The sequence below is a fragment of the Terrimonas sp. genome (assembly GCF_003075435.1).
Lineage (GTDB): Bacteria > Bacteroidota > Bacteroidia > Chitinophagales > Chitinophagaceae > Agriterribacter.
Window position 1 is genome coordinate 1 of sequence record NZ_QCZJ01000010.1, and the last position, 12,817, is coordinate 12,817.

General features: G+C 38.0%; 15 protein-coding genes. 11 read left to right on the forward strand and 4 right to left on the reverse strand.

All coding sequences use genetic code 11. The annotated features are described in order from the left end of the window. Positions 1-192 precede the first annotated feature (192 nt). From DC498_RS12170 to DC498_RS26175, 9 genes are all read left to right on the forward strand, one after another. On the forward strand, positions 193-645 hold the full coding sequence (locus DC498_RS12170; protein WP_116874440.1) for a DUF1569 domain-containing protein: 453 nt from the start codon (positions 193-195) through the stop codon (positions 643-645). Then, a complete protein-coding gene (locus DC498_RS12175; RefSeq protein ID WP_116874441.1) occupies positions 642-1,388 on the forward strand; it encodes a CPBP family glutamic-type intramembrane protease in 747 nt (248 codons plus the stop codon). The genes DC498_RS12170 and DC498_RS12175 overlap by 4 nt, the downstream gene beginning before the upstream one ends. Positions 1,389-1,672: 284 nt before the next feature. Continuing rightward, entirely contained in the window at positions 1,673-2,251 is a 579-nt protein-coding gene (locus DC498_RS12180) for a hypothetical protein (protein ID WP_116874442.1), read from the forward strand. 173 nt (positions 2,252-2,424) lie between these two features. After that, entirely contained in the window at positions 2,425-3,036 is a 612-nt protein-coding gene (locus DC498_RS12185) for a hypothetical protein (RefSeq protein WP_116874443.1), read from the forward strand. A gap of 249 nt (positions 3,037-3,285) precedes the next feature. Further along, positions 3,286-3,798: a hypothetical protein gene (locus DC498_RS12190; RefSeq protein WP_116874444.1), complete on the forward strand. Its 513-nt coding sequence runs from the start codon at positions 3,286-3,288 to the stop codon at positions 3,796-3,798. A 287-nt stretch (positions 3,799-4,085) separates the two neighbouring features. Next, on the forward strand, positions 4,086-4,301 hold the full coding sequence (locus DC498_RS12195) for a hypothetical protein (RefSeq protein ID WP_206197597.1): 216 nt from the start codon (positions 4,086-4,088) through the stop codon (positions 4,299-4,301). A gap of 87 nt (positions 4,302-4,388) precedes the next feature. Then, positions 4,389-4,619, forward strand: coding sequence for a hypothetical protein (locus DC498_RS12200; RefSeq protein ID WP_116874445.1), 231 nt, complete (start codon positions 4,389-4,391; stop codon positions 4,617-4,619). 253 nt (positions 4,620-4,872) lie between these two features. Next, entirely contained in the window at positions 4,873-5,886 is a 1,014-nt protein-coding gene (locus tag DC498_RS12205; protein WP_116874446.1) for a zinc-binding alcohol dehydrogenase family protein, read from the forward strand. Between the two features lie 8 nt (positions 5,887-5,894). Continuing rightward, entirely contained in the window at positions 5,895-6,041 is a 147-nt protein-coding gene (locus DC498_RS26175; protein ID WP_165813827.1) for a hypothetical protein, read from the forward strand. Positions 6,042-6,548: 507 nt separating this feature from the next. Here DC498_RS26175 and DC498_RS26180 read toward each other — a convergent pair. Then, positions 6,549-6,710 (reverse strand): hypothetical protein, encoded by a 162-nt coding sequence (locus DC498_RS26180; protein WP_165813828.1) that lies wholly within the window; start codon positions 6,708-6,710, stop codon positions 6,549-6,551. 120 nt (positions 6,711-6,830) lie between these two features. Between DC498_RS26180 and DC498_RS12215 the strand changes: the two genes are divergently transcribed. Both DC498_RS12215 and DC498_RS12220 read left to right on the forward strand, forming a co-directional pair. Further along, positions 6,831-7,265, forward strand: a complete 435-nt coding sequence (locus DC498_RS12215) for a hypothetical protein (RefSeq protein WP_116874448.1) — start codon at positions 6,831-6,833, stop codon at positions 7,263-7,265. Continuing rightward, on the forward strand, positions 7,262-7,990 hold the full coding sequence (locus tag DC498_RS12220) for a pirin family protein (protein WP_116874449.1): 729 nt from the start codon (positions 7,262-7,264) through the stop codon (positions 7,988-7,990). The genes DC498_RS12215 and DC498_RS12220 overlap by 4 nt, the downstream gene beginning before the upstream one ends. Positions 7,991-8,629: 639 nt before the next feature. On the opposite strand, the gene DC498_RS12225 is transcribed toward DC498_RS12220, so the two are convergent. From DC498_RS12225 to DC498_RS12240, 3 genes are all read right to left on the reverse strand, one after another. Beyond that, on the reverse strand, positions 8,630-10,141 hold the full coding sequence (locus DC498_RS12225) for a trypsin-like peptidase domain-containing protein (RefSeq protein WP_116874450.1): 1,512 nt from the start codon (positions 10,139-10,141) through the stop codon (positions 8,630-8,632). A 470-nt stretch (positions 10,142-10,611) separates the two neighbouring features. Continuing rightward, positions 10,612-11,898 (reverse strand): type IX secretion system histidine kinase PorY, encoded by a 1,287-nt coding sequence (locus DC498_RS12235; protein ID WP_116874452.1) that lies wholly within the window; start codon positions 11,896-11,898, stop codon positions 10,612-10,614. Further along, positions 11,898-12,572, reverse strand: coding sequence for a response regulator transcription factor (locus DC498_RS12240; RefSeq protein ID WP_116874453.1), 675 nt, complete (start codon positions 12,570-12,572; stop codon positions 11,898-11,900). Before DC498_RS12240 ends, DC498_RS12235 begins: the two co-directional genes overlap by 1 nt. Positions 12,573-12,817: the final 245 nt, after the last annotated feature.

Here is a 12,817-nt window from a genome sequence, read left to right on the forward strand (position 1 = left end):
AACATATTTGTCCACTGGTCATTGAGTAAAATCTAAGATTGTATGTCAAGAGCCGTATGAATCGAGAGGTTCACGTACGGTTCTGTGAGAGGCTTAGGCTGAAATGCCTTTGCCTACTTGACCCGTAATCGTTGCCTGCAAGCATGTGACGAATTTCGATATATCAGGCTGGAAACTAATTTTTAAAACGGTATGAAAAAAAATTTATTAATAACGGTAGCCTCTGACAATATCATTGCAAGGGCTGAGAAACTTACCCTTAACAATACTCCACTATGGGGGAAAATGAATGTGACTGAAATGTTACTCCATTGTAATTTGTGTAATAAACAGATTCTAGAAGAAAGTAGAGGCGGTGAAAAGACTTCAACCAAGCAATATCTATTGAGGATTTTGGCTCTTTATATTGCACCCAATTTTAAAAAAGGCATAGCAAGTGAAAAAAGAAATATTACAAAAGGAATAATAGACGATTCTCAATTTGAAAAGCAAAAAAATGAGTTTATCAGTATAATTAGCAAATTTCCTCACAATATCCGTCCTCTCACACTCACACATCCTGCTTTTGGTAACATTTCAACCAAGGAATGGGGAATTGCTGCGTATAAGCATATGGACCATCATTTAAGACAATTTGGGGTATGAATTGGAAACACCTTATAAAACCAATAGTATCTTTCATTATACTGTTTTTACTTTATCATGCCGCCGAGTATATGATTGTCTTCAAAAACAATGTTGCCGGTTTCTTCACATTTCAGTTCTTGTTTTTTACAGTAGCCTATATCTGTGGAAACTGGTATAAAAAAAATAGCTTTGCCACATGGGGACTTCCTTTTTTTAAGGGTTGTTATAAACTGATTATGATTGGAATTGTCGCTGGCATTTTGCTTTACGCAATCCCCTACTTTTTCTCCATTACAACAGGAATTGAGACAATTATAAGCTCTCCGAAGTTGGATGTTTTAATTGTATCCAGCCTGCCGTTTGCTTTTGGCGTTTTTTTCTCTTCGTTTTCGGAAGACATTTTAACGAGAGGAATTGCCTATTCAGTTTTTAATGGAAGTATGAAAACAAGGTGGATAATTTTATTATCCTCACTAATATACTTATTAAACCATATATACAGAATGGGCGATGGACTTGAATCTCTGCTTTATATCTTTCTACTAGGTATTGTTTTTATTATTCCGGTAATATTCACTAAAAACTTATGGTTAACAGGCAGCATGCATTGGGCTGGCAATACTTTCTTTTTTATTACTCATAATTTAATTCAAACCAAAAATGAAAGCAATGTTATTTCTTCAAACTACTTATTTGCAATCTTTATACTTCTTTTTATACCTCTAATTTGGCGACTTAGTAAAAAGCTGAGTCACGTTTAGCAGGACATAGAATGCCAGCAGGCAACAAAAGTATTTGCAAAAGCAGGGCTTGACATTGTAACATCAGCTATGTGCAAGCATCAGCAGCGGTTCGGGCTCGACGTTCAATGTTCAGCTTTAGTTCTTAACTTCAACAACATATTTTCAAATGGGCATTTGTACCGGGCTGGACAATCAATGAATTCCCTGCCTTCGCAAATACTCGGTCGTTAGCAGCAACTCTACGGACGACCCGCAAACGACAGCTTTCGGGTTGACAAATTGACAACACAAATGAACAAAAAATGAAAGAATTTGTATCAAAATATGACAAATCAATAGCACTTATTTTTGGGTTGTTGACTATTGCGTTTATTGTAACCGCAATGACAAGCGAAACGTTTTTAAGTTGGGTTTTTGAGCGACACCAAAACCAAATGAGTTGGTTTATTCGCCCTGTTTTTTTGATACCATTTTGCTTTTTTGCATACAAACGAAGTTGGACGGGAATTTCAATAACTATATTTTGCCTTTTTACAAGTATGTTTTGGTTCAGCAGACCCGAAACAATAAGCGAACAAGTGAAAATGTTTCTGCAATTTGAACAAGATTGGCTCAACGCAAAATGGGACTATAAAAAATGGCTGTTGGTTTTGACCGTTCCTGTTTCGTTCATTGCACTTGGACTTGCGTTTTGGAAACGAAGTCTTTTAATGGGACTTGGTGTAGTAGTGCTTATGGCGACAGGAAAAATTGTTTGGAGCATTTACAATGCTGGTGAAGCGGGAAAATCAATTCTTATCCCCGCAATAATCGGACTTGTTCTTTGCATAATACTAATTTACTACGGATTTAGACGACTTGAAAAGAACAAAAAATTGTAACCCGAAAGAAAAGAGTATGCTGCTAACAGCGGTTTTGCGTCAGGCGGGCGGACGTGCTTCGTATGAACATTTGTGCTAAATTTGAGCTTTCGGCTTCGTATCAAGGTTAGTGCTAAAAAACCCGCCCGAACGCAAAGCCGCGGCACGTTGTGTGTAACTTTTACAGACCCCTTATGGAGAATGATTATGACTTTAAAATAGCTTCAGTTAATGAAGACTTGAGACTCTGTGTTATCGAGAATTCAATATTTATCGAGGAACTTGCTTCACGAGTATTGGGTAATATTTTGGATATAGACTGGAAAAATTCAAAATCTTTTGGACATGGTTCGACATCACTAAGCTTTTTTCAAAAACTGCAATTAATTCAAGATATAAAAGGCATCGACAAAGAAGACTTAAAAAAACTGACTTGTCTAGCGAATATCAGAAATAAGTTTGCCCATGTATCAGCAATAAATAGTTTTGAAAAGTTGTTTTCTGATTCGGGTGTTGGTAAAGAGATACAAAAATCGTTTCTAAGCTGGTATTTTGACAAAGACGGATATGTTGGCATTCACCCAACAAAGATTGAATTTGTTAATAGGCTTTGCTTTTATTTGCTGACAAGTGATGTTATAAATATTTTGCTTAAAATAAGTGACACACATTTATACAATATGGGCGTTCATGACGGCAAACGGGAAGTGCAAGAACAGTTACTTACATTTTGCATGTCTATTTTATCTGACGAACAACGCAAAGAGGTTATCGTTGCTATAGAAAATCGGTTTGAGAAAGCATGACAAAGCTACACACAACATTGGTATTGCCAATAGTGGGGCTTGACATTGTAGCAATCAACAGCGGTAATTCTGCTGTACTGCGGTTCGGGGCTCGACGAATAAAGCCCAGCTTTAGTTCTTAATATTTAACTTTATCAAAAAGCCAGGCGGCAGTTCCGGCAGACGAATATAAAATTCCCCACCATCGGCAATACCTGCTCGTTGTGTGCAACCAATCTAAACAGCATGAATATTTAAAGAAAATTGGCAATGAAAATAACATATCTAATAGTTGGAATTTTGATTGGTGGAATTTCAACTTTCGTTTTTACAAAGTCTTTTTATCAGACAAGTTCATCAAAACAATCAGACAAACCCAAACAAACCAAGTCAGACACATCACTCATTCAAACAAAATGGAATTGGGCTGACAGTATCGACGCCATAAAAGCAGCACCTGAAAGCCATAAAGTTGTTTATGAGGACACGAATGTGAGAATTTTGAGAGTTGTTCTTGAAGCTAACAAGACAGAACCTATGCATACACACCAATGGAAAAGCATAATGTGGTTTACACAAGCTAATCCAATGACATATTACAAATATGGTTTGACAAATAACAAGTACATAATTCTAGACAGCATAGCAATTGCACAAATGCCATTGGAAGTTTTAAACCATGGCGACATTATGAACGCAGAAGAACCTCATGCAATAAGAAATTTAAGCAACAAAGAAGGAATTGCCTATCGTGTAGAATTTAAAAAAGAGTTTCAACCTTGACAAATTTGGCTGCACACAACAGTGGGTTTGCTGCTATGCTTGCGGACGAATAAATCCTCAACATTTGTTTTCTATTCAGCAGCGGTTATGAACAGACCTTCATCTAAATGTAATTCTCGGTATATTTATAAATAAAACTTCTATTGGGATTCTGTGGCCGGGCAGACGTATTTCAAATCCCAGCACAGCAGCAAGCTCTGACCGTTAGCGGTCATTGTAAAGAGACATCGTACAGACAATAACAATGACAGACAATTTAAAAAAAGTACTTAAAATATTCTCAGACTTTGAAGAAGGTGAACTTGAAGACAGCGGGTACTATTACGTGGTATGCGTTCCGTATTGACGCTTCTACATTTGGCATTTTTGACACTTTTTCAGATGAAGAAGGTAGAGAAGCACATCTTGGTGGTAAGATTGCAAAGGCGTTAATGGAAAACGCTGCCGAGTTACTTGCTGCAGCACCCAAAATTGAGCCAATAGATATTTTGGCAGCGAAATAAGGGGTTATTAAACATTTAATGTTAGGCTGGCTGCCATAAAATCGTCTTGCGAATTTACGGCAGCCAGTTCTTTTTAAAACCTCCACAATGATTTTTTCAAAATTCAAAACATCGCTAACTAAACAAGACGAAGCAAAAACCATAATTCAAATGCTTCAACCATTTTACACAGACTGCAAATTTTCTTTTAACTTAAATCACCCTGACAAAATTTTAATAGTTGAACACTTAGAAGATGACAATCACCCTGAAATGGTAACAGACATTTTGAAAATGGCAGGCTTTATCTGTATTGACATTGCTGAAACTTTGGGCTGAAAAAAGCCCAGCACACAACAAAAGGTTTGCCGCAAGACTGGCGGACGTGATAACAATCGGCAGTTGTACTAATATCGGAAAATATCGGGCTTGACCGAATTCTATTTGGCTTTTAGTTGTTAACTTCACCATTAGTTTTTCAATCGGATTTAGTTGCCGGGCAGACAATTATAACTACCAGCCCTGCGGCATGCCTCGAACGTTAGCCGTCACCTTAGCAAAACAATCAACACAATAATTTAATAGAAAAAATATGCAAGCAATAGGATTTAAAACAAGTTTACCAATTTCAGAAGCAGACAGTTTCATACAATTTGAAAAAGAAACACCAGTGCCAAAAGGATATGAATTGTTGGTGAAAATACAAGCTGTATCAATAAACCCTGTGGACTATAAGATACGCCAGAATAGTCTGAAAGATAAAATCTCAGACAATCCCAAAATTATAGGTTGGGACGCTGCTGGAGTTGTTGAAGCGGTTGGAGAAAACGCCACTTTGTTTAAAAAGGGTGACAACGTTTTTTATGCAGGAGATATAACAAAGGACGGTAGTTATCAAGAATTTCAATTAGTTGATGAAAGAATTGTAGGGTTCTCTCCTAATAATATCCTTATCGAGGCATCTGCTGCTATGCCGCTTACTTCATTGACAGCTTTTGAAATATTATTTGACAGAATGCAATTAAGTGCAGAAAAAGACAATGGGAAATCAATTTTAATTATCGGCGGTGCTGGCGGCGTTGGCTCGGTAGCTATGCAGATTGCTAAAAATATTTTAGGTTTAAAAGTAATTGCCACTGCATCAAGAGAAAACTCAATAGAATGGTGTAAAAAAATGGGTGCTGATTTTGTAGTAAATCATAAAAACTTACTACAAGAGATGAAAAGCATCGGCTATGAAACTGTTGATTTTATTGTGGACTTTGTGGACCTAAATCAATATTGGAATACAATGGTGCAATTAATAAAACCACAAGGGAAAGTTGGTTCGATTAGCGACCCGACTGAGCCTGTAAATTTACGTCAATTAAAAAGTAAAAGTGTAAGTTTTCATTGGGAGTTAATGTTTACCCGTTCTATGTTTCAAACTAATGATATAGTACAGCAACATCGCATCCTTAATCAAATTTCAAAGTGGTTAGATGATGGGATATTACAATCTACCTTAACGACCACATTGCAAGGTTTTTCGGTTGAAAACTTCAAAAATGCACATACTCAATTAGAGAGTGGCACCACAATTGGAAAATTAGTAATTAAGTATTAAAAGTATAGATGACTAATAAAGAAAGGCGAACGGCTAACATCGTATTGGCAATAGTGGGGCTGACAGTTGTAAATTCAAAATTTGGTATTCTATCGGGCATTTATGCAAATGTTGTGCTGACGTTTTTCAAATGCCCCACCATCGCCAATACGTAAACCGTTAGCGGTAATTGTATTGCAGCAGCTCACTAATCATAACAAACAGAAGAGTGACATATTTCATTTTACTGACACTAAATATTTTAATCGTTTACTTCGTAAAGTCAGACCATAAATATTGGTTGCTATCAATTCCTTTATGGACTTTATTGATTGGGACGTTCTTATTGTGGAGAAATATTAACGACACAAAAATTTTACGACTTGACACAGCTTATTGGGAAAGTGCAAACGACAACAAAATAAAAGACTCGACAAACTGGCGTGGAGACGAAACCATTTATAAGCAATTGGAAAACAAAAAAGCTTATGTTAAGAAATACAACTTCATTTTTCTGAACTCTATCTTTTTTCAGACACTTTTGACATTTATCTTCCAAATAATTGGCTATAAAAAAACAATAATTAAAACAACATATAGACGAACTTCAATTATTTTCGGAATAGCTCTACTGATAAATTTGATTTTAGAATTATTAATGTCAGTTGTGCCGACTGGACCGCTCATTTAAGACAATAGTATGAAACAACTACCGCTAACGGTTTGGCTATATGGCGGGGCGATGAATATATGCTCAGCTTTTGTTCGTTATTCAGCTTCATTTCCGGCCCGACGAATAACGCCGAACTGTAGTTCTTATCATCATCTTTTGTAATTTTATTCATCAGCAATTACGGGCATTTGATTTTCAAATGCCACAACATCGCCAGGCCGCTATCGTTAGTGGCAATTAAACGACAACGCTCACGAAACAATAAACCAATAGTAACATAAAAACAAAAAAAATGAGAAATGTAGTATTATTATCGATTGTGATTTTCGCTTTGACAGCTTGCAACAATCAAAAAAACAATTCTTCGGAAAATGCAGAAGAACAAACTGTAACAGAGCAAACAACCGTTGGAGGAGATAAGGATGAACACGGCTGTCTTACTTCGGCTGGCGAAACTTGGAGTCAACTCAAACAAAGCTGTATCCAGATTTTCAATGTAGGACAACGCTTAAGCCCAATTGAAACCAAAGACGGAGAAGCTGTAATTAGTGCTTTTGTTCTCTTCAATGATGACAAATCGGAAGTAGAATTGTTTTTACCAAATACTAAAAGCAACACAATTTTAAAAACGACTGATAAAAATAGCTATGAAAGTGGAGAATACAAGTTTGACGTTGATGAATCCACTCTGTATATCAACAATGAAAAAAAGTATAAGGCAGAATGATTAAAAAGATTGAAAATGATAAAAAGGTTGGCAACACTAATATAAAAATCCTTTATCCGGGAAGTGTTTTTGAAAACTCAACTGACAGTGGATTGGGAAGTATCGGAAGAATCGACCACGCCAACATCGGAGGGAACGTAACTATAAAAATGCACCCACATATAAATGATGATATTCTTTCCTATTTCCGTACTGGACATGCTGTGCATACCGATTCGGAAGGATTTCAGGCAACCGTTTCAAGAAACAAACTAATGCTGATGAAAGCTGGAAAACTCTTTTATCACGAAGAAACAATGCCCGAACCCTTGGAAGGACTTCAGATATTTATCCGACCCAAATCTAAAGACCTGAAGCCTGAAGTTATATTTCAAGACCTGAATGAAACGGATAGTGCTGATTCTTGGAGATTACTTGCTTCACCTACAGAACAAACACAATTACAATTTTCGAGTGAAACGTGGATATACGACACCAAACTAACAAACGGAAAAACAATTGAATTACCTGACTTGCCAAAGAATGGGCTGGCTGGTTTGCTTTATGTTTTTCAAGGAAATGTTGTGTTGAACAATGACATAAATCCTTTAAAGGGAGAATCTGTCCTTTTCAAGAACGAACAAATTGACATAAATGCTTTAGAAACATCGGAATTAGTGCTATTCATTACAGACGAAAATTCCGAATATTACGATGGCGGAATGTATAGTGGCAACAAACATTAACTGCCACTAACAAGGTATTGCCAAAAGCGGTGCTGAACGACTTCGATTGGGCATTTGTGCAAGGTTCAACATCCGTTCTTCGATTGAACTTTTGTGCTAAAATCCCCGCCTTCGGCAATACCCAAACCGTCAGCAACGTTTTGAGAGACTTCACGATTATGAAAATAATTTCTGGACTTTTTTTGCTTTTTATCATAAGCTGTACAGACAACAAAACTAAAGAAGGCAAGCAGACTTTGGACTTTGGCTCATTCACTATTGAAACACCACATGTTTATTATCTCTGAATCCATTTATACAGTAGTAGAAAATACCCGCGCCACCGGAATTGGTGCGGATATATATTGCCGTAGGTAACAGGAAAATGGTACCTTAAGCCTTCGCCCACCCACAGCGGGGTTTTGTCAACACATTTAAGTCAATACAAAGAATGGAACACGGATAAAACAGAGGTGACTGATATCACGGATATCTATCTGTGTTGCGCTGTTTCATAAGTGTAGTCCGTGTGCTATCCGGTGAAGCAGGAACATGCTTCAATTATTACGGGCAGTGAGGTGACGACATAAGCCATCAAAATCTGTTTAAACAAAAAGCCACACCAGATGGTGCAGCCTTTTACATAAAACCCTAACCTTATTATTGTCTGAACCCGTTTATACCATAGTAGTAAACATCTGTACCACCGGGATAAACACCTTCTATCTGAAAATTATTTCCCTGTTTGCTTAAAGCAGATTTCAATTCGTTCACTGTTTTTACAGGTATACCGCCAATTTTAGTGATCACAAATCCATCTTTCATATTGGTTTGTGCATCGATAATGCCACCGTCAGCAATACCTGCCACCTGCACACCGCCTGCAATATTTAATTTTGCCGCCTGCTCTTTGGTTAATGCCTGGAATTTTGCTCCAAGAGATTCAATCGCTGCAGCATCCTGGCTGGCAAATGTTCCCATCTTTCCTTTCAGGATAACAGAAACTGTATTTTCAGAAGTACCGCGCATATAAGTAATAGCTACCTTATCGCCGGGCTTCAATCTTGCAATCTGCTCAGAAAGCTGTGAAGTTGTTGAAATATCAGTTCCGTTGATTTTGGTAATAGCATCGCCTTTTTTAAGCCCTGCTTCTGCTGCAGCTCCCTGCGGGTCGGTATCTGCAATCCATACACCATTCACATCTTCGTTAATACCCAATTCCTTTTTAGCAGCATCATCCAGGTTTTCAGGCGCCATGCTTATGCCAAGATACCCTCTTTGCACTGAGCCATATTTCATAATATCACCTATTACTTTTTTCATCAGGTTTGCCGGAATGGAATAGGCGTAACCTGCATAGGAACCGGTAGGTGAAGCAATAGCTGCATTAATACCAACCAGTTCACCATTCGTATTTACAAGAGCACCGCCGCTGCTGCCGGGATTTACCGCAGCATCTGTTTGAATGAACGCTTCTACAGGCGCCTTACCCTGGCGGTTAATGCCAATATTACGGCTCTTTGCGCTAATGATACCCTGTGTAACAGTTACATCAAGGTTTAGAGGATAACCGATTGCCAATACCCATTGCCCGAGTTTTACATCATCTGAATTACCCATAGGCATTACCGGTAAATTTTTACTGTCAATTTTGATAAGCGCCAAATCGGTATTGGGATCTGTGCCCACAACTTTAGCTTTGTAGTTTTTTCTGTCGTTCAGGGTTACCGTAACTTCTGTTGCACCATCCACTACGTGATTGTTGGTAACGATATACCCATCGTTGCTGATGATAACACCTGAACCAGATGCTTTTTGCTCAGGCTGCTGGAAGCTTCCACCGCCTTCACCAAAAAAGCGTTTGAACATTTCATCATTACCAAAAAAATCGCCGAATGGATTAGCCTGGCGGTTTTGCCTGCCGGCGGTTTCTTTAAACTTAACCACCGTTCTTATATGCACTACCGAAGGCACTGCATTTTCAGCGGCTTTCTGAAAATCTACCGGGCCGCCTGAAACCGAAGGAGCATAATTGGTTTGTACCACAGGTGCTTTTCCACCATCCAGTATACTGTTGTATGTTTTTTCTTTGCCTCCTACAAAGGCAATACTGCCCACTACTGCCAGCGTGCCGATAGCTATTGCCACAATCTTTGATTTATTCTGCTTCATATTAATTTTTTAAAAGGGTTAAATTATAAAGCAAATAGAACGCTCAAAACTGAATGCATTCTGAAGAAATGAAGATCAGGAGAGGCTTTAACTTTTTATAAACCGATTTTTACAAAATGCTTAACAGGGGCAACTGTAATTAGGGCTTGCTGTTTAACTCCATTTTGGTGATATGCTGATAAAGATCATTGTATATTCATGCTTTGGTTATTAAATTACTGCATGGTTTTTGAATCAAATTTTTCAAAAACCATGCAGCTGTTTCGGCATAATTAAATTTTACGAATCTTTTTGCCTCCACAGCCGGCAGGCTGCGTAACCGGAACGCCGCTGCTTTTGTCTTTTGAAAAAATATGCTTCGCATTTTTTCAATTTCGCCTTCGGCGAAACCATACAAAAAGAGGCGGCTAACCCGGTTACTGGTAAAAACTTAAAAAAATAAATGCCGGGAGTTAAACAGCAAGCCCTGATTATAGAGAAGATGCTGCGGGCTGATTCATATTGACGGCAAAGCAATGTAACCCGCTTTGAAAAGAATATTGCAAGGTAAAATTATTCAGTACACAAATTTTTTGAGCAATCTCAAGCCCAAGACCAATGCTATTGTTATCTGAACTGTTCTTTTGAAAACGGGTAAAAATTTTACTCGTATCTAACGGTGCTGCCCTGCCGGAATTTTTAACCGTGAGTACCTGCTGTTCCAGTGTAACCAATAATTTTCCGGAGGGAATATTATGCCGGATGGCATTGCTCAATAAATTACCCACCAGTATTTCTGCCAGTGTTTTATTCATTTTGCAATATGCCGGCTCCGCCAGGTTAGTATGCAGTTGGAGGTTTTTAGCGGCAATAGCTTCACTGTATTGATAAATGATTTTTTCAGTGATATCCTTCAGCGATATTGCTTCTCTCTCAGTAAACTGGTTATTGTCTAACCGGGTGAGCAGCAATAGTGTTTTGTTCAGCCTGCTCATACGTTGCGCGGCGTTGGAGAGTTCACCAATCAATTCCGCCTGTTCGGCTGTAATGGGATCGGTTTGCATTAATAACTCAAGCTTGGTTTGCAGCACTGCCAGAGGCGTTTGCATTTCGTGTGAAGCATTCTCCGTAAATTCTTTTTGCAGTACATACAACCGCCGGTTGTTTTCAGATAATGTGCGAATGGCTTTATTCAAATCCGAAAATTCATCAATATCCGTTTTCTGCAATTGTATAGGTTCATTGCTGTCAACCCGGAATTGCTGCAATTGCGAAAGCGTTTTATTAAACGGGAGCCACAGCTTTTTTGAAAGCCTTCTGTTTATCAGTAATAAACCGGCTATAATTAAAACAAGCAGTACAGTCATGATCAACACAATGCTCCTGATGAGATCCTCACTGCTTACAAGTGAATTCTGCACAACAATTTTATAAGGCAGTCCCCTGATCAGGATATTGCTTTCAAGAATCCTGTATGAAACCGGGTGTTGTGCTGCTGCATCTGTTTTCTGTATGGTATACAAGCTATCATACGACCTGTATGATTGCAGCCTGTTGAAAATAATATCAGGTCCAAAAGCATCAAGTACGGCAAAGGGGTCCCTGTCAGATATACGTTCGATACGCTTCACTATTTCCGTTTTTTGCAGCCGCAGGGCCTTATCTACATCGCTGGAAATAATTTGCTGAATCACAAAATAAAAAAGCGGTACTGATATGATAAAAATACCAACAGCATAAAGTAAATAGGATTGTATGGAGCGATTGAGCAGTTTCATTAAATATCGAACTTATAACCCATGCCGTAAACAGATCTTATATAATCGGTACAGCCTGCCTGTGTTAGTTTTTTCTTCAGGTTTTTGATATGCGCATATATGAAATCAAAGTTGTCAAAAACATCTGCGTCATCCCTTGTGAGATGTTCCGCAATAGCGTTTTTGGAAATCACTTTATTCTTATTGAATGCAAGATAAAGCAGCAGGTCATATTCTTTTCTTGTAAGATCAACATTCTTGTTATGCACAGTTACCGTTTTAGCAGCAGTATCAATATTGAGTTCATTTAATTGTATAATGCTATTGCCATCAAATTTTCTGCGACGGATAATGGCGGCCACCCTGGCCCCCAGCTCTGAAAGGTGAAATGGTTTTGGTAAATAATCATCAGCACCAAGATTTAAACCTGCAATACGATCATCTATCGCGTTTTTAGCAGAAATAATAATAACGCCTTCAGTTTTCTTATTGGCTTTTAAATGTTTCAGGATATTCAAACCGCTGCCATCAGGTAATGTTATATCAAGCAGAATACAATCATAATCAAAACCCTCTATTTTATCCAATGCAGATTTGTAATCGGAAGCTGTTTCGCAAAGGTAATTTTCGCTGCCCAGGTAGGTTGCAATACTTTTGCTTAATTCAGGCTCATCTTCAACTATCAATATCTTCATTCAGCTTTTTGCAAATAAAAGTAATGATTCTGAAGAGAATCTGAATGGAGAAGATAAATGGGGAGCATTTCAAATTTTCGCGTATATGGCAATCTTGTGCAGGTGCCTAGTGCCTCAGCATGACAAACTGTAGTGCTGTATTGGACGTCAGTGTTATTGTTGAATACTGGTACTATTGTTCAATATATATTCTTCCGTCTGTCATGCCGAGTACCAAACCTGATTCAGGAAAAATATAAGGATGA

Bases quoted from the DNA above. Each gene is read 5' to 3' on its own strand.
- DC498_RS12220 (WP_116874449.1), top strand. From the start codon at position 7,262: ATGATTAAAAAGATTGAAAATGATAAAAAGGTTGGCAACACTAATATA.
- DC498_RS12240 (WP_116874453.1), bottom strand. From the start codon at position 12,572: ATGAAGATATTGATAGTTGAAGATGAGCCTGAATTAAGCAAAAGTATT.
- DC498_RS26180 (WP_165813828.1), bottom strand. From the start codon at position 6,710: ATGAATAAAATTACAAAAGATGATGATAAGAACTACAGTTCGGCGTTA.
- DC498_RS12175 (WP_116874441.1), top strand. From the start codon at position 642: ATGAATTGGAAACACCTTATAAAACCAATAGTATCTTTCATTATACTG.
- DC498_RS26175 (WP_165813827.1), top strand. From the start codon at position 5,895: ATGACTAATAAAGAAAGGCGAACGGCTAACATCGTATTGGCAATAGTG.
- DC498_RS12225 (WP_116874450.1), bottom strand. From the start codon at position 10,141: ATGAAGCAGAATAAATCAAAGATTGTGGCAATAGCTATCGGCACGCTG.
- DC498_RS12215 (WP_116874448.1), top strand. From the start codon at position 6,831: ATGAGAAATGTAGTATTATTATCGATTGTGATTTTCGCTTTGACAGCT.
- DC498_RS12170 (WP_116874440.1), top strand. From the start codon at position 193: ATGAAAAAAAATTTATTAATAACGGTAGCCTCTGACAATATCATTGCA.
- DC498_RS12180 (WP_116874442.1), top strand. From the start codon at position 1,673: ATGAAAGAATTTGTATCAAAATATGACAAATCAATAGCACTTATTTTT.
- DC498_RS12200 (WP_116874445.1), top strand. From the start codon at position 4,389: ATGATTTTTTCAAAATTCAAAACATCGCTAACTAAACAAGACGAAGCA.
- DC498_RS12185 (WP_116874443.1), top strand. From the start codon at position 2,425: ATGGAGAATGATTATGACTTTAAAATAGCTTCAGTTAATGAAGACTTG.
- DC498_RS12190 (WP_116874444.1), top strand. From the start codon at position 3,286: ATGAAAATAACATATCTAATAGTTGGAATTTTGATTGGTGGAATTTCA.
- DC498_RS12205 (WP_116874446.1), top strand. From the start codon at position 4,873: ATGCAAGCAATAGGATTTAAAACAAGTTTACCAATTTCAGAAGCAGAC.
- DC498_RS12235 (WP_116874452.1), bottom strand. From the start codon at position 11,898: ATGAAACTGCTCAATCGCTCCATACAATCCTATTTACTTTATGCTGTT.